The 25921-nt window shown below is 35.6% G+C and carries 25 protein-coding genes and 1 tRNA gene; 15 read left to right on the top strand and 11 right to left on the bottom strand.

The features are described from left to right. Positions 1-32 precede the first annotated feature (32 nt). From tsf to IEW94_RS02210, 8 genes are all read left to right on the top strand, one after another. Complete coding sequence (tsf, locus tag IEW94_RS02170; RefSeq protein WP_188649622.1) at positions 33-857, top strand: translation elongation factor Ts; 825 nt, start codon at positions 33-35, stop codon at positions 855-857. Between the two features lie 108 nt (positions 858-965). After that, positions 966-1673, top strand: a complete 708-nt coding sequence (gene pyrH, locus IEW94_RS02175; RefSeq protein WP_188649623.1) for a UMP kinase — start codon at positions 966-968, stop codon at positions 1671-1673. Positions 1674-1714: 41 nt separating this feature from the next. Next, the gene (gene frr, locus IEW94_RS02180) at positions 1715-2272 is read left to right on the top strand and encodes a ribosome recycling factor (protein WP_188649624.1); all 558 of its coding nucleotides are present in this window, start codon (positions 1715-1717) and stop codon (positions 2270-2272) included. A 54-nt stretch (positions 2273-2326) separates the two neighbouring features. Beyond that, positions 2327-3598 (top strand): DUF5686 family C-terminal domain-containing protein, encoded by a 1272-nt coding sequence (locus tag IEW94_RS02185; protein WP_188649625.1) that lies wholly within the window; start codon positions 2327-2329, stop codon positions 3596-3598. A 60-nt stretch (positions 3599-3658) separates the two neighbouring features. Further along, complete coding sequence (locus IEW94_RS02190; protein WP_188649626.1) at positions 3659-6055, top strand: efflux RND transporter permease subunit; 2397 nt, start codon at positions 3659-3661, stop codon at positions 6053-6055. A gap of 90 nt (positions 6056-6145) precedes the next feature. Next, complete coding sequence (gene asnS / locus IEW94_RS17010; protein ID WP_373286585.1) at positions 6146-8047, top strand: asparagine--tRNA ligase; 1902 nt, start codon at positions 6146-6148, stop codon at positions 8045-8047. A gap of 109 nt (positions 8048-8156) precedes the next feature. After that, positions 8157-9617, top strand: coding sequence for an RNA polymerase factor sigma-54 (gene rpoN / locus IEW94_RS02205; protein ID WP_188649627.1), 1461 nt, complete (start codon positions 8157-8159; stop codon positions 9615-9617). Next, the gene (locus IEW94_RS02210; protein ID WP_188649628.1) at positions 9617-10222 is read left to right on the top strand and encodes a hypothetical protein; all 606 of its coding nucleotides are present in this window, start codon (positions 9617-9619) and stop codon (positions 10220-10222) included. The genes rpoN and IEW94_RS02210 overlap by 1 nt, the downstream gene beginning before the upstream one ends. Here IEW94_RS02210 and IEW94_RS02215 read toward each other — a convergent pair. The 8 genes from IEW94_RS02215 to IEW94_RS02250 form a co-directional block, all read right to left on the bottom strand. Further along, a complete protein-coding gene (locus IEW94_RS02215) occupies positions 10217-10909 on the bottom strand; it encodes a porin family protein (protein ID WP_188649629.1) in 693 nt (230 codons plus the stop codon). The two genes, IEW94_RS02210 and IEW94_RS02215, sit on opposite strands and share 6 nt — an antisense overlap. Before the next feature lie 175 nt (positions 10910-11084). Next, a complete protein-coding gene (locus IEW94_RS02220) occupies positions 11085-11558 on the bottom strand; it encodes an ExbD/TolR family protein (RefSeq protein WP_188649630.1) in 474 nt (157 codons plus the stop codon). A 27-nt stretch (positions 11559-11585) separates the two neighbouring features. Then, positions 11586-12173 carry an ExbD/TolR family protein gene (locus IEW94_RS02225; protein WP_188649631.1) on the bottom strand — a complete coding sequence of 196 codons (588 nt, stop codon included), beginning with the start codon at positions 12171-12173 and terminating at the stop codon, positions 11586-11588. Positions 12174-12177: 4 nt separating this feature from the next. Then, positions 12178-12621 carry a hypothetical protein gene (locus IEW94_RS02230; protein WP_188649632.1) on the bottom strand — a complete coding sequence of 148 codons (444 nt, stop codon included), beginning with the start codon at positions 12619-12621 and terminating at the stop codon, positions 12178-12180. 21 nt (positions 12622-12642) lie between these two features. Beyond that, on the bottom strand, positions 12643-13413 hold the full coding sequence (locus IEW94_RS02235) for a MotA/TolQ/ExbB proton channel family protein (protein WP_188649633.1): 771 nt from the start codon (positions 13411-13413) through the stop codon (positions 12643-12645). Positions 13414-13486: 73 nt separating this feature from the next. Then, positions 13487-13574, bottom strand: a tRNA-Ser gene (locus IEW94_RS02240). Positions 13575-13650: 76 nt separating this feature from the next. After that, positions 13651-14682 carry an asparaginase gene (locus IEW94_RS02245; protein ID WP_188649634.1) on the bottom strand — a complete coding sequence of 344 codons (1032 nt, stop codon included), beginning with the start codon at positions 14680-14682 and terminating at the stop codon, positions 13651-13653. Between the two features lie 3 nt (positions 14683-14685). Continuing rightward, positions 14686-15453, bottom strand: coding sequence for a TatD family hydrolase (locus IEW94_RS02250; RefSeq protein ID WP_188649635.1), 768 nt, complete (start codon positions 15451-15453; stop codon positions 14686-14688). An 84-nt stretch (positions 15454-15537) separates the two neighbouring features. On the opposite strand from IEW94_RS02250, the gene IEW94_RS02255 reads away from it, so the two are divergent. After that, positions 15538-15978, top strand: coding sequence for a retropepsin-like aspartic protease family protein (locus tag IEW94_RS02255; RefSeq protein WP_188649636.1), 441 nt, complete (start codon positions 15538-15540; stop codon positions 15976-15978). 48 nt (positions 15979-16026) lie between these two features. Beyond that, complete coding sequence (locus IEW94_RS02260) at positions 16027-16650, top strand: response regulator (protein WP_308423677.1); 624 nt, start codon at positions 16027-16029, stop codon at positions 16648-16650. Positions 16651-17001: 351 nt separating this feature from the next. Here IEW94_RS02260 and odhB read toward each other — a convergent pair whose 3' ends face one another. Both odhB and IEW94_RS02270 read right to left on the bottom strand, forming a co-directional pair. Further along, positions 17002-18219 (bottom strand): 2-oxoglutarate dehydrogenase complex dihydrolipoyllysine-residue succinyltransferase, encoded by a 1218-nt coding sequence (gene odhB, locus IEW94_RS02265; RefSeq protein WP_188649637.1) that lies wholly within the window; start codon positions 18217-18219, stop codon positions 17002-17004. A 58-nt stretch (positions 18220-18277) separates the two neighbouring features. Beyond that, entirely contained in the window at positions 18278-21019 is a 2742-nt protein-coding gene (locus tag IEW94_RS02270; RefSeq protein ID WP_188649638.1) for a 2-oxoglutarate dehydrogenase E1 component, read from the bottom strand. A 200-nt stretch (positions 21020-21219) separates the two neighbouring features. Between IEW94_RS02270 and IEW94_RS02275 the strand changes: the two genes are divergently transcribed. Next, a complete protein-coding gene (locus IEW94_RS02275) occupies positions 21220-21717 on the top strand; it encodes a c-type cytochrome (protein ID WP_188649639.1) in 498 nt (165 codons plus the stop codon). Positions 21718-21733: 16 nt separating this feature from the next. Here the strand turns inward: IEW94_RS02275 and IEW94_RS02280 are convergent, their stop codons facing one another. After that, entirely contained in the window at positions 21734-22165 is a 432-nt protein-coding gene (locus IEW94_RS02280) for an RrF2 family transcriptional regulator (RefSeq protein WP_188649640.1), read from the bottom strand. A gap of 151 nt (positions 22166-22316) precedes the next feature. Between IEW94_RS02280 and IEW94_RS02285 the strand changes: the two genes are divergently transcribed. The 4 genes from IEW94_RS02285 (at position 22317) to IEW94_RS02300 (ending at position 25921) form a co-directional block, all read left to right on the top strand. Further along, positions 22317-22811, top strand: a complete 495-nt coding sequence (locus tag IEW94_RS02285; RefSeq protein WP_188649641.1) for a c-type cytochrome — start codon at positions 22317-22319, stop codon at positions 22809-22811. A 17-nt stretch (positions 22812-22828) separates the two neighbouring features. Next, a complete protein-coding gene (gene nosZ / locus IEW94_RS02290) occupies positions 22829-24790 on the top strand; it encodes a Sec-dependent nitrous-oxide reductase (protein ID WP_188649642.1) in 1962 nt (653 codons plus the stop codon). Positions 24791-24893: 103 nt separating this feature from the next. Next, positions 24894-25487, top strand: coding sequence for a hypothetical protein (locus IEW94_RS02295; protein WP_188649643.1), 594 nt, complete (start codon positions 24894-24896; stop codon positions 25485-25487). Continuing rightward, positions 25484-25921 carry a nitrous oxide reductase accessory protein NosL gene (locus IEW94_RS02300; RefSeq protein WP_188649644.1) on the top strand — a complete coding sequence of 146 codons (438 nt, stop codon included), beginning with the start codon at positions 25484-25486 and terminating at the stop codon, positions 25919-25921. The genes IEW94_RS02295 and IEW94_RS02300 overlap by 4 nt, the downstream gene beginning before the upstream one ends.

Here is a 25921-nt window from a genome sequence, read left to right on the forward strand (position 1 = left end):
CGACTTTTTAAATTTAAAAAATTATGGAATCTATGGTAAAAATAACAGCCGCAGAAGTTAATAAATTAAGACAAACTACGGGTGCAGGTATGATGGACTGCAAAAAAGCCTTAGTAGAAGCTGAAGGTGATTTTGATAAAGCTATTGAAATTTTACGTAAAAAAGGTCAAAAAGTTGCTGCTAACAGAGCAGATAGAGAATCAACTGAAGGTGCTGCCATTGCAAAAGTAAACGATGCCAAAACTGTTGGTGTTGCTATTGTTTTAGGGTGTGAAACTGACTTTGTTGGTAAAAACGAAAGTTTTGTTGAGTTGGCAAATCAACTTGCTGACCTAGCATTTAACTACAACTCACAAGATGCATTTTTAGCTGCTGACTTTGGAGGCATGACAGTTGCCGATAAATTAATTGAGCAAACTGGTGTTATCGGTGAAAAATTACAAATCAATGCTTTTGAGAAAATTGAAGCACCTTTTGTAGGATCTTACATCCACGCTGGAAACAAAATCGCTACATTAGTTGGTTTATCTGCTAATGTAGATGGTGCTGAAGTAGTTGCTAAAGATGTTGCTATGCAAGTAGCAGCCATGAACCCAATCGCGTTGGATCAAGATGGTGTTGACCAATCTGTTATTGATAAGGAAATTGAAATCGCTAAAGACCAATTACGTCAAGAAGGTAAACCAGAAGCTATGCTAGACAACATTGCCAAAGGTAAACTGAATCGTTTCTTTAAAGACAACACCTTGGTAAACCAAGATTTTATAAAAGACAGCAAACTAAGTGTTGCCAACTATGTAAAATCTATTGGTAACGATGTGAAAGTTGTAAACTTTAAAAGAGTTGCTTTAGGATAACCTAATAGCAAATCATGATATAAAAGAGCTTCTCATTAATTTGGGGAGCTTTTTTTATAATCTAAAAACAAAAAAATTATGTAGTTTTGCTAAACTTTTAAGCACATTATGAAGTACAAAAGAATCCTCCTCAAACTATCCGGTGAAGCCTTAATGGGTAATCGCCAATATGGTATAGACCCTGAACGTTTGGCAGAATATGCCCAAGACATTAAAGCCATTACCGATCAAGGCGTTGAAGTAGCCATAGTGATTGGTGGAGGCAATATTTTTAGAGGAGTTGCCGGAGCCAGTAAAGGGATGGACAGAGTGCAAGGTGACCACATGGGCATGCTGGCAACAGTCATTAATGGACTTGCGCTACAGAGTGCACTTGAAAATGCCGATATTCCAACTAGGTTGCAATCAGCCATAAAAATAAATGAGGTGGCTGAACCTTTTATCCGTAGACGTGCCATTCGACATCTTGAAAAAGGCCGTGTGGTCATTTTTGGGGGCGGCACTGGAAATCCTTATTTCACTACAGATTCCGCAGCCGTTTTAAGAGCCATAGAAATAGAAGCCGATGTTATTTTAAAAGGAACTCGTGTTGACGGCATTTATAATGTAGACCCAGAGAAAGACTCAAAAGCCATTAAGTTTGACAATATTTCTTTTGATGATGTTATTAGAAAAGGCTTGAAAGTAATGGACACCACAGCTTTTACCTTGAGCCAGGAAAACGATTTGCCGATTATTGTATTTGATATGAACAAAAAAGGAAACCTCTTTAAAGTAGTTTCAGGTGAAAATATTGGAACAGAGGTTAAATGCTAAATCCATATTTTTTAAATTAGTTGAAATTAAAGTTTATTGCCATGAATGAAGACGTACAATTCATATTAGACACTGCCAAAGAAGCCATGGATAATGCTATTAAGCATTTAGAAAAACAATTAGCAAATATACGAGCTGGAAAAGCAAGTCCAGCCATGTTAGGGAGTGTTATGGTTGATTATTATGGATCACAAACACCGCTCAACCAAGTTGCCAATGTTAACACCCCAGATGGTAGAACCATTACTGTTCAGCCTTGGGAAAAAAGCATGCTTCAAGAAATTGAGCGTGGTATATTGATGGCCAATCTTGGCTTTAACCCTATGAATAATGGTGAAAGTGTGATTATAAATGTACCACCGTTAACCGAAGAGCGCCGTCGTAATCTGGCAAAGCAAGCAAAAGCTGAAGCCGAAGATGCCAAAATCGGGGTGAGAAGCGCCAGAAAAGATGCCAATAATGAGATTAAAAAAGCAGATGATATTTCTGAAGACCTTAAAAACAATGCTGAAATTGACATACAAACCATGACTGATAAGTATGTTAAAAAAATTGATGATATTCTTGAAGTAAAAGAGAAAGAAATCATGACCGTATAATTTGAGAAGCGACTTAAATGTCGCTTTTTTTAACTCTAACTTTTTGTTCAATTAATGTCTAAGCTCAGCACCTTTATTTACATTGCGTTGTTTTCATGTGTGCTGCATTCTCAAACTGTCTCAGAAAACACAGTTACCACCCAGCAAGACACCATCAAAAAAAGTGAGTTTATAAAACAATTGGGCAATGGTTACTTCCCTACCAAATATTTCAATTTTGATTTAAGGTATCTTATAAAATATAATCAATACGAAGCACTAAGAACTGGCCTTGGCGGTATCACCAATGATGCCTTTTCTGATAAACTAAGGTTAAACACCTATGTGGTTTATGGTTTTAGGGACCATAGGTTTAAATATAGTTTTGGTACGGGTTTAAGATTGGACGAAAAAACGAGCACTTGGATTCATGCCTCATACACAGATGATTTGCAGGAATCGGGAAGCTCAGCCTTTCTAACCGATAAACGCATTTTTCAGTTTTTTGAACCCAGATTATTGAATATCAGTTTATTTCATAAGCATACCACAAGAGCTGTATCAATTGAACACCAACTAAGCCCTAAACTACAAACGGAAACCCAGTTGGCGTTCAGCTATATTGTTCCAACCTATGATTATGAATTTGTAGTAAATGGAGCCAGTTATACCACATTCCACATAAGCACATTTAAAACGTGCATGCAATGGAGCCCATTTAGTGGCTTCGAGTTATCAGACAATAGGTATGTTGAAACAAAAAACGGATATCCTAAACTCACATTGCAATACACTAAAAGCATTAAAAATTTAGGAAAGGGTGATTTTAATTTTTCCAAGCTCGATTTCAGACTCATTCAAGAATTTGATTACCATAACGATTCTAAATCTGAGATTACGCTGGTATCTGGGATTACAAGCGGAGAAACGCCTTTAACCCACCTATATCACGCTTATCCTAACAATATCAATAAAGAAACCATTATGCAACGGTTTTCAGTAGCCGGTATCAATAGTTTTGAAACCATGTACTTCAATGAATTCTTTTCTGATAAATTTACAACCATGCAGTTCAAGCATTTTTTCAAACCATTTAATATTTCTGCTTGTTTCAAACCTCAATTGGTTTTAATTTCCAGATATGCCATTGGTGATATAAGCCATATAGAACGTCATCAAAACGTGACCTTTAAATCTTTAAAACACGGTTATACTGAGTCTGGTTTTGAAATCAATAAATTAATCTTTGGATTTGGCACGAGTCTTACTTATAGATATGGTGCTTATCATCTTCCCAATTTTGGGGATAATGTTGCTTTTAAATTCACATTTAACGTAACATTATAACGTTATAAACATATCTAATACATTGTTTTTTCTACCTTTGCCGAACTTTTTAATGAATTTATGTTTAAACTTTTTACAAAAGATTTTTGGGACATCATTGCTAGACTTATTTTACGCAATAAAATAGGTATTCTTATTGCTATTGTAATAGCAACCATATTCTTTAGTTTTCAGTGGAAAAATATGCGATTCACGTATACTGAAGCCAACCTATTGCCCGATGATCATGAAGTAAACATTACCTATAACAACTTTTTAAAACGGTTTGGTGAAGAAGGCAACCTGATTGTATTGGGCATTAAAGACTCTACCCTTTTTACAGTAGAAAAGCTAAATGCCTGGAATAAACTGGCCGATGATTTTAAACACTATAAGGAAGTTGAAACGGTCCTGTCTGTTAAAGATCTTCAAAAGCTTGTAAAAGATACGGTACATCAACGCTTTGTTTTAGAACCCTTTATTAAAGATTCTGTTTCGTCATTAAAAGAAATTGATACGCTTCAATATGAGCTTTTTCATAAGTATCCGTTTTATGACAACTTTTTGTTTAATAAGAATACAAAAACCATAAGAACTGCTATTTATCTTAAAAAAGATATTGTAAATACAGCTGCTAGAAAAGACTTTGTCCTTGACGTTTTACAACCTAAAATTGAGGCTTTTGAGAAAGCCACCAATTTAGATGTGCGGGTTTCCGGAATGCCTTATATCAGAACGCTGAACTCACAAAACATCGTTGACGAAATAGGGTTATTCATTGGAGCCGCCTTATTGGTTACATCGCTTATTTTCTTTTTCTTTTTCAGGTCTATCAGAGCTACATTGATTTCGCTTATTGTAGTTTGTACGGGCGTGATGTGGACTTTTGGTATTTTAGGTTTGCTCAATTATGAAATTACTGTTTTAACGGCACTTATTCCGCCACTGATTATTGTTATAGGCATTCCAAACTGCATTTTTTTAATCAACAAATACCAGCACGAGGTTAAACTGCACGGGAATAAAGTAAAGTCGTTGCAACGGGTCATCACCAAAATTGGAAATGCCACGTTAATGACTAATGTTACCACGGCTTCGGGATTTGCAACCTTTATTTTAACCGAGAGTAAATTACTAAAGGAATTTGGTATTGTGGCCTCCTTGAGTATTTTGGCCATTTTTATTTTATGTATCCTTATCATTCCTATTTTATATTCCTTTTTACCCTATCCTAAAGAACGTCATCTTGAGCATTTAAACAGGCGTTGGGTGACTTATTTTGTAAGTTGGATAGAACGTATGGTAAGGCAAAAACGCATCACCATTTATGCTACTGCAGTTGGGCTTCTTATCTTGAGTTTTATTGGTATTTATCAAATAAAGATTTCGGGCAGTTTGATTGAGGACATGCCAAAAAATGCCCAATTCTTTAAGGATATTCGCTTTTTTGAAAAAGAGTTTAATGGCATAATGCCGTTGGAAATCATGGTAGATACCAAACGCAAAAAAGGCGTGATGAAGCTCTCTACCTTAAAGCGTATGGATGAGCTTGAAAAGCTGATTGTTGAGACTCCTGAATTATCCAGACCCATCTCTGTGGTCAGTTTGGTAAAATATTCCAAACAAGCTTATTATAACGGCAATCCAAAACATTACCAGCTGCCAACATCTCAGGAAAACAGTTTTATCCTTTCGTATGCAAAAAATTCAACCTCTAATGTAGATTTGTTTAAAAACTTTGTGGACAGTACCGGCCAATATGCGCGAATTACAACCTTTATGAAAGATATTGGCACCGATAAAATGGAACACATTGAAGACAATTTAAAAAATAAAATAAAAAATGTCTTCCCTAAAAACCAATACAACGTAACCATAACCGGAAAGGCCTTGGTGTTCCAAAAAGGAACCAATTATTTGGTCAAGAATTTGGCCATATCCTTAACGCTTGCTATTCTGTTAATATCGTTGTTCATGGCCTATATGTTCAGGTCTTTCAAGATGATCGTGGTATCGCTTATCCCAAACTTGCTGCCACTTTTAATAACAGCTGGCATCATGGGCTATTTCGGTGTTCCTATTAAACCGTCAACCATTTTGGTATTTAGTATTGCTTTTGGAATTTCGGTGGATGATACCATTCACTTTCTGGCCAAATACAGACAAGAACTTCAGGCAAATCATTGGAAAATCAAAAAGTCGGTTTATGCGGCCTTGCAAGAAACCGGTGTGAGCATGTTTTACACATCCATCGTGTTGTTTTTTGGATTCTCGGTATTTACCATATCAAGCTTTGGCGGCACGGTAGCTTTGGGTGCTTTAGTATCCATAACACTCTTGTTTGCTATGCTTTCAAACTTAATTTTGCTGCCTTCATTACTACTGTCATTAGAGCGCAGCATAGCGAATAAAAATGTATTGAGAGAACCAGCTATCAATATTATTCCTGAAGAAGACGCTGAGGATGAAGATTTCTAGTTTTATTGCCTAAATACATTGATTTAAGAATTTGGAATTTGATAATTCATCATTGAAAACTTTATATTTGCAATTTAAAATTCAATACTAATGACATCATATACCGTTTCAGAATTATTATCAAACAATCAAATACTTCCTGAAGTTGAAATCAAGGGTTGGGTAAGAACCTTTAGGGCCAATCGATTTATTGCTTTAAATGACGGTTCTACCATAAATAATATTCAGTGTGTTGTTGATTTTGAAAACACAGACGAAGCGCTTTTAAAACGCATTACAACCGGAGCGGCCGTTCATATTAAAGGCGAATTGGTTGAAAGCCAAGGTAAGGGACAAAAGGTTGAAATCATTGTAAGTTCCATTCAAATTTTAGGCGATTCCAATCCTGAAACGTTTCCTATTCAACCTAAAAAACACTCCTTGGAATTCTTGCGTGAAAACGCCCATTTACGTACCAGAACCAACACCTTTAGTGCCGTTATGAGGTTGCGTTCAGCTTTGTCGTTTGCTATTCACAGCTATTTTAACAAGAACGGTTTTTACTATATGCATGCGCCAATTATCACTGGAAGTGATGCTGAAGGTGCTGGTGAAATGTTTAGGGTTAGTACTTTGCCGGCTATAAATCCTCCTATTAAAATTATTGATGAAAAAAAATCTAAAATTGATTATTCAAAATTTGATCATTTAGCAAATGAATATTATAAAGTAATTTTAGAATATGTCATAAAAAGTAATGATTTAGGACTAGAAGAAGTTAAAAGCCTTATTTCATCTACTTTAACCCATGAAAAATTTGATTTAAAAAAATTAATTCTTTTAAAACCTGAGCAGCTCGAAAAATTAAAAAATCGAATTGATAAGGATATAGCTTTTAAAAATAGATTAAAAAAGCTCTTTAAATCGTTTAGCTCATTGCACACTAGATTCAGGGAAGGAAGAATTAATACAATGGACAAAAAAGATTTGGTTTTGAAAATCAAAGCTATTTGTAGAGAAAATGGATGGAGGCTTGATAATATTGCAGGGAAAACAATTAGAAGAATTTATAGTCCAAACGAATACCCAAGTCTTTCTTTGTGCTTTTACAATCTTTTTTCGATAACAAATTTAAATGAAGTTGATTATTCTCAAGATTTCTTTGGAAAGGAGACCAACCTAACCGTTTCTGGTCAATTAGAAGCCGAAACCTATGCCATGTCGCTTGGTAAAGTCTATACCTTTGGGCCAACGTTTAGAGCCGAAAACTCAAACACATCAAGACATTTGGCTGAATTTTGGATGATTGAACCCGAAGTGGCCTTTATGGATTTGGCCGGTAACATGGATTTAGCCGAAGACTTTCTAAAATATGTTTTGGGTTATGTTTTAACCAACAATCGTGAGGATTTAGAGTTTTTAGAAAAACGCTTGTTGGATGAAGAAAAGTCAAAACCACAAGCTGAGCGTAGTGAGTTGAGCTTAATTGAAAAACTAAACTTTGTTATTGATAATAACTTTAAGCGCGTAAGCTACACAGAAGCTATAGATATTTTACGTAACAGTACACCTAATAAGAAAAAGAAATTTAAATACATTATCAATGAATGGGGTGCCGACTTACAAAGTGAACACGAGCGTTTTCTGGTAGAAAAACACTTTAAATGCCCTGTTATCTTGTTTGATTACCCAGCCAACATCAAAGCCTTTTATATGCGCTTAAATGAGGATGGCAAAACCGTTAGGGCCATGGATATTTTATTCCCAGGAATTGGCGAAATAGTTGGCGGTTCCCAACGTGAAGAACGTTTAGATGTCCTTAAAGAAAAAATGGCTGCCCTTGGTATTGATGAAAACGAATTATGGTGGTATTTAGACTTGCGTAAATATGGTACTGCTGTGCATTCCGGTTTTGGGCTTGGTTTTGAACGTTTGGTTATGTTTGCTACTGGAATGGGCAATATAAGGGACGTTATTCCTTACCCAAGAACACCACAAAATGCCGAATTTTAATAGTTCTTTTCGTAACAAAATTATAATTCCGTCGTTTATCTAATACAAATCTCTTTTAACAGATAGTTAATGGATTTTTTATACTTTTATCTTAAACTAGTTTTATTACATGCTTAAGCAACAATTACAGTTTAAATTATCACAAAAGTTATCACCGCAACAAATCCAATTAATGAAATTGATTCAGTTGCCCACGCAAGCTTTTGAACAACGCTTAAAGCAAGAATTAGAAGAGAATCCAGCGCTTGAAGGTGGTAAAGAAGAGATTGAAAACGACTATGACTCTGATTTGGATAATACCACTGATGATTTTGATGATAGCGATTCCATTAATGCCGAAGACATTAATGTTGATGAATATTTAAGTGACGACGAAATTCCCGATTACAGAACACGAACGAACAACTACAGTGCCGATGATGAGGAAAAAACCATGCCTTATGCAGCAGGCATGTCTTTTACACAACATTTAATCAGTCAGTTAAATACCTACAGGCTATCCGATGAGGAACGGGAGATTGCTGAATTTTTAGTTGGAAGTGTGGATGACAGCGGTTACATCCGCCGTTCATTATCAGATATTATGGATGATTTGGCGTTTACTCAAAACATCTACACCACCGAAGACAAAATTGAACACGTTTTAAAACTGGTCCATCAGTTAGACCCAGCTGGTGTTGGCGCCCGAAATCTTCAAGAATGCTTAAGTATCCAGTTACACAGAAAAACAAAAACCCAGAGTGTAGAGTTGGCCATAAACATTATTGACCATGCTTTTGATCAGTTTACAAAAAAACATTACGATAAATTACTCCAAAAATTTGATGTTACCGAACTACAGTTAAAGGGTGCCATTCATGAAATTGAACACTTAAATCCAAAGCCAGGAGGGTCTTACGCTGGAAACAATAGAATAGTAGAACATATTGTACCAGATTTTGCCATTAAAATTGTAGATGGGGAGTTGGAATTAACCCTTAATGGAAGAAATGCCCCTGAGTTGCATGTCTCCAGAGAGTATCACAATATGCTGAAAAGCTATAAAGACTCAAAGGACAAATCAAGCTCTCAAAAAGATGCTGTTGTTTTTATCAAACAAAAACTGGATGCCGCCAAATGGTTTATAGAAGCTATTAAACAACGCCAGCAAACCTTATTTATTACCATGAGTGCCATCATGCATTATCAAAAAGAATACTTTTTAACTGGTGATGAGCGTAATTTAAAACCCATGATTTTAAAAGATATTGCTGATGAGATTGATATGGACGTATCCACGGTTTCGCGTGTGGCCAACAGCAAATATGTTGACACACCTTACGGAACCAAGCTCATCAAGGAGTTCTTTTCTGAATCCATGAAAAATGATCAAGGAGAAGATGTTTCAACTCGGGAAATAAAAACAATTCTTGAAACTGTTATTGAGGAAGAAGATAAACGCAAACCTTTAACCGATGAAACTTTAGCTGCCATCTTAAAAGAAAAAGGCTATCCCATTGCGCGCAGAACCGTTGCAAAATACCGGGAACAATTGGATATTCCCGTGGCTCGATTACGAAAAAAAATGTAATGAATAAAATCTTAAAAAGTATCTCATTTATTTTTCATCCATTAATCATCCCCATACTTGGTGTTATATTCTATTTTTCAAAATCGCCTCGATATATCCCAAAGGAAATTATAGAGGCCAAATTAATTTCAGTCTTTATATTGACGGTTGTATTACCAATTTTATTGTTTTTTCTGTTGAAAACGATCGGTAAAGTAAAATCAATTTATTTAGAGACTACTAAAGAACGTGTATTCCCTTTATTGCTTAATTGTATTGTCGTGCTTTTGGTGCTGGATAGAATATTAACGGCCAATCAAATCATTGAATTGTATTACTTTTTTGTAGGTATTTTAATCTCTACTCTTGCATGTTTGTTTCTGGTGATTTTAAAATTTAAAGCCAGCATCCATATGATATCCATAGCAGGTTTATTAATGTTTTGTATTGCTTTAAGTATTCATTTTAGCATTAACATTAATGGCACATTAGCTTTGTTGTTCATTATTATTGGAGCCGTTGCAACATCCAGATTGCACCTAAAGGCTCATTCATTTGTGGAATTGGTCATTGGCTTTTTTATTGGACTGCTTCCGCAGTTGATTCTTTTGAATTACTGGCTATAAGATATAAAACATAAGCCCAATTTTTACCGCATTCATGTCCATTGATTGCCCATCTAGCTTTGCGTTATTTGAGAAGATGGGGTTCAATGCGTAATAAACATAAAAATTCCATGTGTTATATCCAGCTGCGAGTGTCAATCCGTATTGAAAATCATTAAAATCTGGAATGTTCTTATATTTTAAATTGCCTAAATCGCCTACATATTTACTGGTACTTGCAAACACATAACCTATTTTAAAACCTGAATAGATACGCCAAAATTTATAATCTGTAGCATTTGAAGTGCGCCATCTAAATTCAAAAGGCATCTCGATGAGATGCTCTGAAAATTTGTTTTTGGAATAAGTATACACATCATTCAAAATACTATAATTAAACGTTCCCATAGCATCTTTATTGATCAATAAGTTTTGATTAAAGGAATTGTAGGAATAACCAAGCCCCAAAGCAAGTGCCACATTTCTTTTTTTGTTGATGGGCATATCTTTAATAAACCCGAGATGAAACCCAAAAGAAAAACCTCTTTGGGAAAGTCCAGCAGGCTGTTTCCCTATTAAATTATAAGTTATCCCAGCATAAAACTGATCTTCTTTATATAAAGAATCAACTGCTTTAACTTCAGTTTCCTGAGAAAAAGAACAATATAATCCGAGAAAAAATATTCCGATAAAAACTAAACTTTTCATCTGTATAAATTTATTTGTTTTCAATGGCCGTATGGAATGCCCCTTTAGATTATTTAGGTTGTTTTGAAATTTATCAATAGGCATTTCATAGTATCAATATAATCATAAAGGTATAAAAAAAGGGTATTTTGAAATATCAAAATACCCTTCTAAATATAAAATTAAGATTTAAATTTTAATGGCTAAAAACATCACCCTTTTTAGTGGTGTAATTAATTTTTAACGCATTTACTTTTCGCAATTCTTGTTTAATGTCCATGATGGTTCCCATACTGGCATCTTTATCAACTTTTAAAGCGGTTGTTAAAAACGGTACCAACTCTTCTCTTTTTGAAGCACGTTCAGCAGCAATAAATGCAGCTATATCACTTACATCAGCAAATTTGTCGTTAAGCTGTATTTTGGTTTCTGTACCGTATTGCTTGTATTGCTCGCTAGGTTTCCCAGCATAAATGTACATTACTAAATCTTTTTTGTCCAGTTTCTCTACCTGGTCAGCGTATGGCAAATTATTCTTGATCATCAAGGTATTTTCTCTCATCACCGTTGCAACCATAAAGAAGAATAATAGCATAAATACAATATCTGGTAAAGATGCTGTTGAAATAGCTGGCAATTCGCCTCCTTTTTTCTTTTTGAATTTTGACATATTATATCAACGTATTAACTTTTTAAATTATTGTACTTCAGATAGTTTTTGAGGATACTCCTCTTTTATTTTTTCTATCTTTTCCTTTAATCGTTCTTTATTTCCAACCCAGTTAACATTATCATAGTCGGCTTGCATTTCTGTAAATGTCTTTCCGTATAATGACATGGCACGCTTGTCTCTTAACTCATTATAAGCTGCCACCAATTCATTTTGAACAGACACATACATTTTATAAGATGTTTCCCTTGCATTTTTAAGCGAGATAATGGCTTTGTCTGGATTGTCGGAAGACGCTGGATCTTTTTTACCATGACAATAATCACAGGTTCCGTCGCCTCCGTTATCCAAAAATTCTACGGCTGCTTTTCTTAAATCCTTAAGGTTCATCCTTTCATCTTCAACAAGCAATTCATCTTTACCATTAACTAATACTGTAAAAATATTTTTTTGCTTAATGATAACGTCCTCTTGGTTGTCATCCATTGGAGGCAGTTTACGGTTTATTCCCGTATCTGTTTCAATGGTAGTGGTTACCAAGAAAAATATCAATAATAGAAACGCAATGTCGGCCATGGAGCCTGCATTAACTTCTGGTGCTGCTCTTTTTGCCATAATGTTATTTATTAAATAATTTTTTTACTCCTGATAAAAGCATGGCAATTATAGATCCAGCCATCAAAATGTAAAATGCTACAATACCAGCTCCCACCATATGAGATTCTCCTTCGGTTGCTGGAATGCCATTATATAAATAGTCTCTAGTGTCTCCACCTGTAACAGCATATGATATGACCAAAACTATAATAAAAGCGCCAGCTCCCAGTAAGGTACTTTTTAATGAAGCTGTATTTGTAAACAGTCCTTTCAAGGTAAATATAACTACCAATGCAAGTGTTACCAAGAAAATGGCATAAGCTACATACATGAAGTTATTAACTGTGCCGCTTGATTCTCCTGCTTTAATAGCTTCATCTCCCGCTCCAATTATCATGGCAAGAAAGACAATTGAAAGAATACCTACAATTCCAACGAATATAGTTGCTAATTTTTTTGTATTCATAATGTTTTTATTTGAATATTATTACTTTTTTTGTCTGATCAGTAAATCCATTAATGTAATGGAAGCATCTTCCATGTCATTAACGATACTATCAATTTTAGCAATAATATAATTGTAAAATACTTGAAGTATAATAGCAACAACCAAACCAAATACGGTTGTTAAAAGTGCTACTTTAATACCTCCGGCCACAAGTGATGGTTGCATATCACCAGCTGCCTCAATTTTATCAAATGCCTGGATCATACCAATTACTGTTCCCATGAACCCTAACATAGGAGCCAATGCGATAAATAATGATATCCAAGACACGTTTTTCTCTAATTGACCCATTTGAACGCCTCCGTAAGCTACAACAGCTTTTTCAACAGCATCCAACCCTTCATCTGTTCTATCCAATCCTTGATAGTAAATAGAAGCCACAGGACCTTTTGTGTTTCTGCAAACTTCTTTTGCGGCATCAATACCTCCAGAAGACAATGCTTCTTCAACATCAGAAGTTAATTTTTTTGTGTTTGTTGTAGAAAGGTTTAAAAAGATAATTCTTTCAATGGCAATTGCCAATCCAAGTATTAAACATAATAGTACAATTCCCATGAAGCCTGGACCACCTTCAATAAAACGTTTTTTCAATTCTTGATGAAATCCAAGTTCTTCAGCAGGTGCTGCCGCATCATCTTGGGTTGCACTAACTACTGTGGTAGTTGTTGTTGTGTTTGCAGTTGTAGTTGCATTAACAGTTCCGAAAGCCATCATTCCTGCAATGGCTAGGATAGAAAATAATCTTTTCATGTTCTAGATCTTAATTTTATTAGTTAAAGTGTTAAAGATATAAAAAAAAAGTAATTAAAAATAAAAATAACAGCAGAGAGGAAGGGATTCGAACCCTCGATACGCTTTTGGCGTATACACACTTTCCAGGCGTGCGCCTTCGACCACTCGGCCACCTCTCTGTATTTCAAATAGCTTAATTACAGGGGGCACAAATAACAAAAAAAAAATTGAAGATTAAAACTTTAACCGTTAATTTTAAGTCATTTCTCCGCGTAAATCCGTTTCATATATGGTTTTGAACACGTTAGATGAAATTTTACACCCCAACATGTACATTAATTTACTGGTTGCAGCTTCTGTTGTTATGTCTTTGCCCGAAATAACGCCTATTTTTATTAGTTTTTCACTGGTTTCATAGTGCCCCATGATGACACTTCCGCCAGAACATTGCGTAATGTTAATAATATGTATACCTTTTTTTATTGTGTCTTCAAGTAAGTTAATAAACCATTCTTCTGTTGTACAATTTCCTGCACCGTAAGTTTCTAAAACCACACCTTTTAATTTTGGTGTACTGAAAATATTTTTTAATAACCCTTCTGAAATGCCTGGAAATAGTTTTACCAAAGCAATATTGGTATCTAATGCTTTATGAACTACCAAGCTCTTTTTTAAATTGGGCTTAAACAAATAATCATAATTTATTTTTAAATGCACCCCAGATTCTGCTAAATCCGGATAGTTTAAGGAGGCAAAAGCTTCAAAATGCTCTGCATTAATTTTGGTGGTTCGATTGGCCCTGTACAATTTGTATTCAAAATATAAACAGACTTCCTTTATCACCGGTTTGTTCTTATATTGCAAAGAAGCCATTTGAATGGACGTGATTAAATTTTCCTTGGCGTCAGTTCGTAGATCTCCAATGGGCAATTGTGAGCCCGTAAAAATCACTGGCTTTGCCAGATTTTCAAGCATAAAACTCAATGCCGATGCCGTGTAGCTCATGGTATCGCTTCCGTGAAGCACCACAAATCCATCAAACAACTTATAGTTTGTTTCTATGATTTCTGCTATCTGGACCCAATACGTAGGATTCATATTACTGGAATCAATGGGTGTTTCAAAAGAAACCGTATCAATCTCACAGTCCAACAAATGGAGTTCTGGAATTCGTTTCAAAAGATTTTTAAAATCAAACACCCGCAACGCACCTGTTTTAAAATCTTTTATCATACCAATAGTCCCGCCTGTGTAGATGAGAAGTATGTTTGGTGTTGATTTGCCCATTGTTTATATGTTAAAAACGTGTTTTGAGTTTTGTGTGGTTATATGTGCGATGTCTTCTGTTGACATATTATAGAGTTCCGATAGTTTTTCCATTACCTTTAATATATAGATACTTTCATTGCGTTTGCCCCGGTAAGGTACAGGAGCCAAATATGGGGAATCAGTTTCTAAAACGATATGGTCTAAATCAATTTTGTTCAAAAACTGATCTATTTTCCCATTTTTAAAAGTGACCACGCCACCGATTCCCAATTTCATATTATAGGATATGGCTTGTTGGGCTTGTTCAAAAGTTCCCGTAAAGCAATGAAATATCCCAAACAAATCATCTGCTTTTTCATGTTCAAGAATTTCGAAGATTTCATCAAAAGCGTCCCTGCAATGAATGACTATTGGTAATTTATATTGTTTTGCCAATTTTATTTGATGCCTAAACGCTTCTTGCTGTATGGTAAGTGTGCTTTTATCCCAATACAAATCAATTCCTATTTCACCAACAGCATAAAACTTTCGCTTAGCAAGCATATTTTCAACGTGTTGTAATTCTTCTTTATAACTATCCTTAACATGTGTTGGATGCAAACCCGACATTAAAAACATATTGTCAGGATAATCGCTTTCCAATTGCAGCATGGATTCTGTGTAAGTAGAATCTATGGCTGGTATAAAAAATCGGGATATGCCTGCTTCTATGGCACGATTGATCACATCATGTCTATCCTCGTCAAAGGCTTCACTGTATAAATGGGTGTGGGTATCTGTGAGTATCAAACTGGACAACTTAAAATTTTAAACCTATTTCCAATTGTAAAAATAATTGTTTTACATGAGTATCTTTGTCTAAAATTAATTTAGATGCAATCACTTAACGATTTTCTTATTGAAAAAGGCTATACCAAAATAAAGCTTAAACTTGCAAAGACCAACCACTTTGAGCTTAAGGCAACCATTAATGGGGTAAAAGGGCATTTTATTTTGGATACGGGCGCTTCCAGTTCCTGCATAGGATTAAATGCCATTGAAACATTTAAACTTGATGCTGAAGAATCTCTTGTAAAAGCTGCAGGGGCAGGTGCTATAGACATGGAAACTCAAATATCAAAAAAAAATGCCATTAAAATAGGGAAATGGCAAAAAAAGAATGTTGTCCTGATTTTGTTCAACCTCACACATGTAAACACAGCCTTAATAAACCATAACGCAAACCCTGTGGATGGAATCATTGGGGCCGATATTTTAAAGAAAGGAAAGGCCATTATAGATTATGAAAAGAAATATTTGTATTTAAAACCATAATAAGTCTTTAAATTCTTACATTTATACTGTTTTTAATCCCTAAAAATAATGAGTTCAATAGTAATTGCCGATGATCATCCTCTGCTACTTAGAGGGTTGAGTGATTTTTTAACTTCAAAAGGTTTCAATATTATAGGTATGGCTGAAGATGGAAACACAGCTTATAACATGATTGTGAAATTAAAGCCAGAACTTGCTATTCTTGATATCAGGATGCCCCATAAGACCGGTTTGGAAATTGCCGAAGATTGTTACAAAAACCAAATCAAAACAAAAATCATCTTAATTACCTTTGACCAAGAAGAAAGTTTGTATGAACAAGCAAAAGCCTTTAACGTTTACGGTTATATTCTAAAGGAATTTGCCATAGAAGAAATTGAAATTTGTATTGAACATGTTCTTAAAAACGAGCACTATTTTAGTGAAGAAATAGAAGCCCACTTAAAAACCGGAAAACCAAGTGACGAATCGCTGGAAGACCTTACTAAAACCGAAAAAAAGATTTTATCGCTCATTGCTGATAATAAAACCAGCCAAGACATTGCAGAAGAACTATCGGTTTCTATAAAAACCATCCATAAGCACCGAAGCAACATCATTGCCAAGTTAAAATTAGATAATAAACCTTCATCACTTTTGGTTTGGGCCAATCTCAATAAAAATCTCTTTTAGACCAAAAAATACGCATTACTGCGTATTTTTTTTTACACTTCTTAGACTTACCTTTACAGTGCTATTAATTAGTTCTTAGGGAGAATTTACGAAAACTCTGTGTTGTAATGATACAGAGTTTTCAATTAAAAAAATTTAAAATATTAGCGTTCCAAAACTACCTATCCATTATATCATGAATCATAAATTAGATAAATACTTTACAGTTAGTTTGATTGTCATTGTTATTCTAGTTATTTGCATCAACATTATTGTTTACTTTTTTTAGTTTTTAATTCCATAATTAGTTAAAAAAAGAGCGCCACTTTATTCAAGTGGCGCTCTTTTTTTACGACTTATATTCCTGAATAATTAAAGTTCCAATGCCTTTTTTACATCATTATCCATTAATAACTCAACTGGGTTTTCCAGCGCTTCTTTTACTGCCACTAAAAAGCCCACACTTTCTTTTCCATCAATAATTCTGTGGTCATAGGACAATGCTACGTACATAATAGGGCGTATTTCAACTTTTCCATCAATAGCAACAGGGCGTTCCACAATATTGTGCATACCTAAAATACCACTTTGTGGCGGATTGATAATAGGAGTGGACAACATACTGCCAAAAACACCTCCATTAGAAATGGTAAACGTTCCACCGGTCATTTCATCAACTGTAATTTGGCCGTCACGCGCACGAAGCGCCAAACGTTTAACCTCAGCTTCAACACCTCTAAAAGACATATTCTCAACATTTCGCATAACGGGAACCATTAATCCTTTAGGGCCTGAAACAGCAATACTGATATCACAAAAATCATAAGTAATCATATCCTTATCATCAATCATGGAATTGACCGCGGGATACATTTTCAAAGCCCTTACCACAGCCAATGAAAAGAAACTCATAAACCCTAAACCAACACCATGTTTAGATTTAAACTCTTCCTTATATTTATTTCGAAGTTCAAAAATTGGAGACATGTCCACCTCATTAAATGTGGTCAACATGGCCGTTGTGTTTTTTGCTTCCACTAAACGTTCAGCCACTTTACGGCGTAACATGGACATTTTACTTCTGGAACTTCCTCTGTTTCCTCCTGTTGGAGTTCCCATAGAAGGTTTAGCGTTTACAGCGTCATCTTTGGTCACTCTTCCATCTTTTCCGGTACCTTTCACTTCAGAAGCTGCAATTCCTTTTTCAGATAAAATCTTTTTAGCAGCTGGACTTGCCGTTCCTGTAGCATATGTTTTTGATTCTGTTTCTTTTTGAGCTGGTTTTGAAGTTTCCTCTTTAGGGGCTTCTTCTTTCTTATCTTCTTTGGACGAATCTTTTCCTTCTGGTTTTTCCGCACTGGTATCAATTAAGCAAACAATAGCTCCAACTGCCACAGCGTCTCCTTCTTCAGCTTTCAAAGTAATGATACCACTGGCTTCTGCAGGAAGTTCTAGTGTTGCTTTATCACTGTCAACCTCTGCAATGGCTTGATCTTTTTCAACATAATCACCATCTTCAACCAACCATGTTGCAATTTCCACCTCTGTTATGGATTCCCCTGGTGAAGGGACTTTCATTTCTAAAATCATTCGTTATAATTTTAATTGTCTTTTTGGATTTAATTCCAATTGTTTTAAGCTATCATTTTTATTTTGTCTCAAAAACAGCATCAATAACCCGCTGTTGCCTTCGTTTGTCTCGCGTACTGGAACCCGGTGCTGGAACCGAACTGTAAGGTCTTGACATAACTTGTAGTTTTACCAAATCCATACGTTGGGCCATATAAGTCCAGGCTCCCATATTTTTGGGTTCTTCTTGTGCCCAAATATATTCTTTCACATTCGGATACTTATCTATAATCTGTTGTATTTTTTCAAAATGCAATGGGAATAATTGCTCTATCCGTATCAAGGCTACATCATTTCTTTCCAGTTCCTCACGTGCTGCCAATAAATCATAATAGAATTTTCCTGTACAGAATACCAATCGTTTTATGTTTTTAGGTTCTAAAACGTCATCAATGACTTCGTTGAACTGTCCATTGACCAGCTCATCTAAAGATGAAACAGCTTTTGGATGACGTAATAAACTCTTTGGAGTGAAAACTATGAGTGGTTTTCTGAAATCACGCTTCATTTGTCTGCGTAACAAATGAAAAATACTTGCTGGTGTTGAACAATTTGCGACGGTCATGTTGTCATCACCACACAATTGCAAATAACGTTCTATTCTGGCAGATGAATGTTCAGAGCCTTGGCCTTCATATCCATGCGGTAACAAGACTACAATGCCATTTTGAGATTTCCATTTATCCTCAGCTGCTGATAGATATTGGTCAAAAATAATTTGGGCTCCATTACTAAAATCGCCAAACTGGGCTTCCCAAAGCGTTAAAGTGTTTGGGTTTGCCATGGCGTATCCATAATCAAAACCAAGAACGGCATATTCTGACAACAACGAATTGTAAATGTACATTTCGCCTTTATTGGCCGGATTGGTATTTAATAAATTGATGCGTTCTTCTGAAATTTCATCACGCAAAATAGCATGTCTGTGGCTAAAGGTTCCGCGCTCCACATCTTGACCAGACATACGAACATTAAATCCTTCTTCCAACAAACTACCATACGCCAATGTTTCGGCCATGCCCCAATCCAGTGAATCACTTTCAAAGACCATATTGGCCCTGCCGTCTAAAATCTTTTCTGCCTTTCTTAAGAACTTAACACCTTTTGGAACGGTTGAAACTATTTTGGCTATTGCCTCCAATTTGTCTTTAGGGTAACTTGTATCTACTGTTTCAAGCATTTCAGTCAAGCCTTTACGTTGGAAACCAGTCCAACGCTCTTCCATAAACTCCCTTACTTTAGAAGATTCTTCTTCTTTTGATTTGGCATATTCTGTTTCCAACATGTCCTTGAATTCTTCAACAATAGAATCTATGTAGTCTTGGTCAACTGTTTTATCAGAAATTAATTTATCAGAATATAGTTTAAACGGATTAGCGTGTTTGGCTATTTCTTTATAAAGCTTAGGTTGTGTAAACCTAGGTTCGTCACCTTCATTGTGTCCGTACTTTCTGTACCCCAATAAATCAATATACACATCTCGCTTATATCGCATTCGATAATCCAATGCCAACTCAACGGCATGTACAACGGCTTCGGCATCATCAGCATTAATATGTAGCACAGGAGACAACGTGACTTTTCCTACATCGGTACAATAGGTACTGGATCGTGCATCCAAATAGTTGGTAGTAAACCCTATTTGGTTATTGACTACTATGTGAATGGTTCCGCCTGTTTTGTACCCTTTTAATTGGCTCATTTGTGCAACTTCATAAACAATACCCTGTCCGGCTATGGCAGCATCACCATGTACAACAATAGGAAGTATTTTTGAGTCATCACCATTGTAATCATTATCTATTTTTGCTCTTGTAATCCCTTCAGCAACAGACGCTACTGTTTCAAGATGTGACGGATTGGGCACCAAGTTCATCTTGATGGTTTTTCCGTTTTGATAGGTTTTATCAAGCGTCAGCCCCAAATGGTATTTAACATCGCCATCTATATCCTCATCCTCAAAATCTTTACCTTCAAATTCACTGAAGAGTTCTTTTATTGGTTTCCTGAAAATATTTACTAGCGTATTTAAGCGTCCGCGATGTGCCATTCCCAACACACATTCTTTTACATCATATATATCTGCTGCATTAAAAAGTGCCACACTTATGGCGGGAATTAATGATTCACCACCTTCCAGGGAAAAACGTTTTTGACCTACATATTTTGTTTGCAAAAAGTTTTCAAATGATACCGCTTGATTGAGTTTTGAAAGGATATATTTTTTTGCAGGTACTGAATAACTTGGGTGGTTATCATTGACGTTCAACTTTTCTTGCCACCATGCAATGACTTCTGGATTACGAATATACATATACTCCACTCCTATAGAGCTACAGTATATTCTATTTAAGTGAACAAGAATATTTCGCAGTGATTGCGCTCCTATTCCTAAAACGTCTCCAGCATTAAAAACGGTGTCTAAATCACTATCTGAAAGTCCAAAATTTTCTAAATCCAGAGTGGGTTCGTAGGTTCTTCTGCTTCTAACCGGGTTGGTGCGCGTAAATAAATGTCCACGGGTCCTATACCCGTCAATGAGTCTTAAAACCTGAAATTCTTTTTGAACATTTTCAGGCATTTGCATGGAAACGCCTTCTATAATTTCTCCGTTAAACCCATAATTTTCAGTTCCAAAATCATAACCTTGGAAAAAAGCTCTCCAACTAGGTTCAACAGAATCTGGGTTTTGTAAGTATTGGTCATATAATTCAGCAAAATATGACGTATGGGCTGCATTAAGGAAGGAAAATTTATCCATTATATTATTGTGGCAATCTTTTGTTTACAAATTTCCCCCAAAAATACAACTTTTACTAAAACTAGATATTGTTTTATAATATTTATATAAATACATTTTTTTAACTAAACCGTTACATAAATATACTTGTTGGATAATATTTTGATGCATTTTTTACAACCTATCATTTTTATTAGCTTTGCAACTTTAAATATAAATAGATGTCAAAATCCCTAAAATACGTATCCCTGTTTTTAATAGTATTATTGATAAGCTGCGGCGACAATGAAAAAAATGAAAAAGAAGGCTTTTCGTATGAAAAAAAGACCGAAAGCAAATCATCTGTTTCTGAAACAACCTTATTGGCATCACAAAAAACAGATTTAAATAACAAAGGTACTGGCCCAATTACCTCTATGGAGTTACCTGAAACCATAGACCAAGACATGGCCAGAAACGGAGAGCGCTTGTTTATGAAACTGTGTACGGCCTGCCATAGACCCGATAAAAAATTTATAGGTCCAGAACCAAAGGGAATCATGGACAGACGCACTCCTGAATGGATCATGAACATGATTTTGAATCCGGAAGAAATGCTAAGAAAAGATCCGCTGGCAAAGGAATTACTTGTTGAATTCAATTATGCCCCCATGATTAAACAAGAGGTAACGCAGGAAGATGCCAGAGCCATTTTGGAATATTACAGAACATTAAACTAATTTACTGCTTTTCAAATTAAAGTGGGAGTTTCCCTTTACCATTTTTAACATCCAAAACCAAATCCTTTATAAGCTTGCCTTTTAGGTTTTTCATCATAGTTGCCCTTGAGGCATTGATGAGGTGATGAACTGGGCAAGGATTTTTTTCGTTGCAATGCTCCAAGCTTAAAAAACAAGCGTTTAATTTTTTTTCGCCATCAATAACATGGACTATCTCCATGATATTTCTATTGACATCTGCTTCACTCAAATAAAAGCCTCCCTTTGGTCCCCTAGTTGAGGATATTAGTTTTCTTTTAGCAAGTTCCTGTAATAATTTGGCTATATATGGTTGTGGCACATTGATAGGCTCTGCAATATCCTTCACCATTATTTTATTCTCTTCACTAGAATGCACTGCCAAGAACAAGACAGCTTTTATGGCGTATTTGGATGAATTTGAAATCATTTGTTAAACTGTATTAAAGATTATTCAAAATAAAAAAGACTTTTTTGTCTTAAATATGATTTTTATCATATTTCATGACTTCATTGCTTTATATTTTTGCCTTGTAACATAATTATTAGCTAAATATAATATTAAAATGAACACGAAAACAATGTCAAAATTAGTCTCACTTGTATTAATCGGTTTACTTATTGGTTGCGGTGGGAAAGACGAGAAAAAGAAAGCCTCTTTTTCTTATGAGAAAAAAGCAACTACAACAACACAACAGGCACCCCCTGAAACTAAAGTGCCTGCATCTAAAAAAGTCAATCTTACAGATAAAGGTGTTGGGCCTATTACTTCGGTTGAACTTAACGCAGAAATCGACCAAGCCATGGTAGCACACGGACAAGAAATTTACAATAAAATGTGTACCGCATGCCACAGACCTACTAAAAAATTCATTGGTCCAGCCCAAGCAGGCGTTATGGAAAGACGAACACCAGAATGGGTCATGAACATGATATTGAACCCAGAAGGCATGTTGCAAAATGATCCATTGGCCAAAGAGTTATTGGCTGAATTTAATGGCGCTCCTATGGCCAATCAAAATCTTACCCAAGAAGAAGCCAGAGCTGTATTGGAGTATTTCAGAACTTTAAAATAAACTAACACCTATTAATAATGAAAAACACAATTAAAATAACATTAGGATTTATTGCCATTGCCCTTACATTTAGCAGTTGCAATAATTCAAAATCCTCAGAATCAAAAGGAGGATTGTCATCAAGCGCAGCCGAACAGGTGTATGTTAAGCCTGGTGACCATGACGAATTCTATGCCTTTTTATCAGGTGGTTTTAGTGGCCAATTATCCGTTTACGGACTGCCTTCAGGAAGACTGTTCAAGGTCATTCCCGTGTTTTCCCAAGACCCTGAAAAAGCATATGGGTATAATGAGGAAACCAAACCTATGTTAATGACTTCTTATGGCGAAATTCCTTGGGGAGATGCCCACCATCCAGACATTTCACAAACCAATGGAGTGTTGGATGGCCGTTGGATTTTTATCAATGAAAACAACACGCCTAGAATTGCCAGAATTGACCTTTCAAATTTTGAAACTTCAGAAATTATTGAAATCCCCAATTCTGCAGGAAACCACAGTTCGTCTTACGTTACAGACAACACAGAATATGTCATTGCAGGAACTAGATTTGGAATCCCAATCCCACAACGGGATATATCAATAAAGGATTATAAAGGGAATTTTAAAGGCGCTCTTTCCTTTATTAAAGTAGATAAAGACAGTGGCCAAATGGATTTATCGTTTCAGATTTTGATGCCCGGTTTTGATTATGATAAAGCGCATCCTGGTCGTGGAAAATCTGATGGTTGGTTTTTCTATACCACCTACAATACAGAAGAGGCCAATTCATTATTGGAAGTAAATGCATCTCAAAATGACAAAGACTTTATTGCAGCTGTAAACTGGAAAAAAGCCGAAGAGTATATTAAAGTTGGCAAATTCAAAACCATGCCAACCAAATATGCCCATAACATCTATAATGATGAAACACACTCTGCAACCACAACCTGGGGAACCTCGGTAAAAGTATTGGACCCTGCAGAATGTCCTGGACTCGTGTATTTTTTACCAACACCAAAATCCCCTCATGGTTGTGATGTGGATCCAACAGGTGAGTACATAGTAGGTAGCGGTAAACTGGCTGCTAGTTTAACCGTGCATTCATTTACCAAAATGTTGGACGCCATTAAAAACAAGAAATTTGCTGGTGAAGCGTATGGTATTCCTATCTTAAATTTTGAAGATGTTTTGGCCGGAACGGTAGAACAACCAGGTTTGGGGCCTCTACACACTGAATTTGACGGTAAAGGCAATGCGTATACCACTTTCTTCATTTCATCAGAAGTGGTTAAATGGAAACTGGGCACTTGGGAAATATTGGATAGACAACCTGCTTTCTACTCTCCTGGGCACTTAATGATACCTGGTGGAAATTCACAAAAACCTTTTGGAAAATATTTGGTTTCTATGAACAAGATAACCAAAGACCGTTATTTACCAACAGGACCAGAAGTGTGTCAATCTGCTCAACTGTTTGATATCAGTGGTGATAAAATGAAACTATTACTGGATTTCCCAACTATTGGCGAACCGCATTATGCGGCTGGAATTCCTGCTGATTTGGTAGCACCAAAATCCAGAAAAATATTTAAGCTAGAAGAAAACAAACACCCGTATGCCACAACAAATGATGCGGATACCAAAGTGGTAAGAGATGGCAAAAATGTGCACGTGTACATTACGACCATAAGAAGTCATTTTAATCCAGACAATATTGAAGGCATTAAAGTAGGCGACAAAGTATTCTTCCATGTTACCAATATGGAACAAGATTATGATGTTCCGCACGGTATGAGCATGATTGGAGCTAACACCTCAGAAGTGCTTGTTATGCCCGGTCAAACAGAAACCTTTGTTTGGGAACCTAAACAAGTTGGTGTATGGCCATTTTACTGTACCGATTTCTGTTCGGCATTACATCAGGAAATGCAAGGTTATGTAAGGGTGTCTCCAGAAAACTCCAACATTCCATTGTCTTGGTCATTAGGAGAAGAATAATCATGAACTGAGTTTCGTTTTTAGTATGTTTTTCTAAGTAAGGCGAATCTGATATTTTCACACTCGCCTTACTTTAAAAATCTAAAAAATTAAAACCATAACGATGAAAAAGTCAAATATCATCATGTTGCTTGCAGCACTATTACCCTTGGGATTGTTTATATTTCCTTTGTGGAACATAACCCTTGAAGCACCTCAATATCCCACTCCGTTGGGAATGAACATACATATCAATGATTTTGCCGATGCCAATCCTTTTGATATCAAAAATATAAACCTGATGAACCACTATGTGGGTATGAAGTACATTCCTGAAGCAATTCCTGAGTTTAAGATTTTCCCTATTGGAATCATTATCACAACTATTATTGGGCTTATAATTGCTTTTAAGGGTAATTACAAATGGTTCTTGGGATGGTTTATCTTAATGATTGTACTAAGTAGTGCAGGTATGTATGATTTTTACATGTGGGAACATGATTATGGGCATAATTTAAACCCAAAAGCCATTATGAAATTTACCAATCCTGATGGTTCCATTATGGGCTTTCAACCGCCATTGTTTGGCACTAAGCACATTTTGAATTTTACGGCGCATTCGTATCCAAGATTAGGCTCATTGTTTTTAGCATTGGGCATTGCAACCTCGCTATTGGCCTATTTTGTTGGCAAAAAAACTAAAAACAATACGTTATGAATTTATTGAAAAAACTTCTCATCATAGTATTTACGGTTAGTTTATTTAATTGTAACACCTCTCCTGAAGCAATTGAATATGGTGTTGACGGATGCCACTTTTGCAAAATGACCATCGTTGACAAAATACACGCCGCAGAGATTGTGACAAAAAAAGGCAAGGTTTATAAATTTGACTCTTCAGAGTGTATGATTAATTTTTTAAAGGAGTTTGATGCCTCACAGGTGAAACTGTATTTATCCAATAGTTTTTCTGAACCTGAAAAACTTATTGATGCCACCAAGGCAACATATTTAATCAGTAAAAATATCCCTAGTCCAATGGGTGCATTTTTAACAGCATTTAAAACCGAAGACGAGGCAACAAAAATCCAATTAGAAAAAGAAGGAACTATTTTCGGTTGGGATACATTAAATGCCTATTTAAACAAATAA

This window comes from Yeosuana aromativorans (genome assembly GCF_014646655.1).
In the GTDB taxonomy this organism is placed as follows: domain Bacteria; phylum Bacteroidota; class Bacteroidia; order Flavobacteriales; family Flavobacteriaceae; genus Yeosuana; species Yeosuana aromativorans.

Coding starts and splice junctions, on each gene's coding strand:
- asnS (WP_373286585.1), top strand. CDS start 6,146: ATGACATCATATACCGTTTCAGAATTATTATCAAACAATCAAATACTT.
- IEW94_RS02230 (WP_188649632.1), bottom strand. CDS start 12,621: ATGAATACAAAAAAATTAGCAACTATATTCGTTGGAATTGTAGGTATT.
- IEW94_RS02220 (WP_188649630.1), bottom strand. CDS start 11,558: ATGTCAAAATTCAAAAAGAAAAAAGGAGGCGAATTGCCAGCTATTTCA.
- IEW94_RS02210 (WP_188649628.1), top strand. CDS start 9,617: ATGAATAAAATCTTAAAAAGTATCTCATTTATTTTTCATCCATTAATC.
- odhB (WP_188649637.1), bottom strand. CDS start 18,219: ATGATTTTAGAAATGAAAGTCCCTTCACCAGGGGAATCCATAACAGAG.
- IEW94_RS02270 (WP_188649638.1), bottom strand. CDS start 21,019: ATGGATAAATTTTCCTTCCTTAATGCAGCCCATACGTCATATTTTGCT.
- IEW94_RS02295 (WP_188649643.1), top strand. CDS start 24,894: ATGAAAAAGTCAAATATCATCATGTTGCTTGCAGCACTATTACCCTTG.
- IEW94_RS02275 (WP_188649639.1), top strand. CDS start 21,220: ATGTCAAAATCCCTAAAATACGTATCCCTGTTTTTAATAGTATTATTG.
- IEW94_RS02255 (WP_188649636.1), top strand. CDS start 15,538: ATGCAATCACTTAACGATTTTCTTATTGAAAAAGGCTATACCAAAATA.
- IEW94_RS02245 (WP_188649634.1), bottom strand. CDS start 14,682: ATGGGCAAATCAACACCAAACATACTTCTCATCTACACAGGCGGGACT.
- IEW94_RS02285 (WP_188649641.1), top strand. CDS start 22,317: ATGTCAAAATTAGTCTCACTTGTATTAATCGGTTTACTTATTGGTTGC.
- IEW94_RS02185 (WP_188649625.1), top strand. CDS start 2,327: ATGTCTAAGCTCAGCACCTTTATTTACATTGCGTTGTTTTCATGTGTG.
- nosZ (WP_188649642.1), top strand. CDS start 22,829: ATGAAAAACACAATTAAAATAACATTAGGATTTATTGCCATTGCCCTT.
- pyrH (WP_188649623.1), top strand. CDS start 966: ATGAAGTACAAAAGAATCCTCCTCAAACTATCCGGTGAAGCCTTAATG.
- IEW94_RS02235 (WP_188649633.1), bottom strand. CDS start 13,413: ATGAAAAGATTATTTTCTATCCTAGCCATTGCAGGAATGATGGCTTTC.
- IEW94_RS02190 (WP_188649626.1), top strand. CDS start 3,659: ATGTTTAAACTTTTTACAAAAGATTTTTGGGACATCATTGCTAGACTT.
- IEW94_RS02225 (WP_188649631.1), bottom strand. CDS start 12,173: ATGGCAAAAAGAGCAGCACCAGAAGTTAATGCAGGCTCCATGGCCGAC.
- IEW94_RS02260 (WP_308423677.1), top strand. CDS start 16,027: ATGAGTTCAATAGTAATTGCCGATGATCATCCTCTGCTACTTAGAGGG.
- tsf (WP_188649622.1), top strand. CDS start 33: ATGGTAAAAATAACAGCCGCAGAAGTTAATAAATTAAGACAAACTACG.
- frr (WP_188649624.1), top strand. CDS start 1,715: ATGAATGAAGACGTACAATTCATATTAGACACTGCCAAAGAAGCCATG.
- rpoN (WP_188649627.1), top strand. CDS start 8,157: ATGCTTAAGCAACAATTACAGTTTAAATTATCACAAAAGTTATCACCG.
- IEW94_RS02280 (WP_188649640.1), bottom strand. CDS start 22,165: ATGATTTCAAATTCATCCAAATACGCCATAAAAGCTGTCTTGTTCTTG.
- IEW94_RS02215 (WP_188649629.1), bottom strand. CDS start 10,909: ATGAAAAGTTTAGTTTTTATCGGAATATTTTTTCTCGGATTATATTGT.
- IEW94_RS02300 (WP_188649644.1), top strand. CDS start 25,484: ATGAATTTATTGAAAAAACTTCTCATCATAGTATTTACGGTTAGTTTA.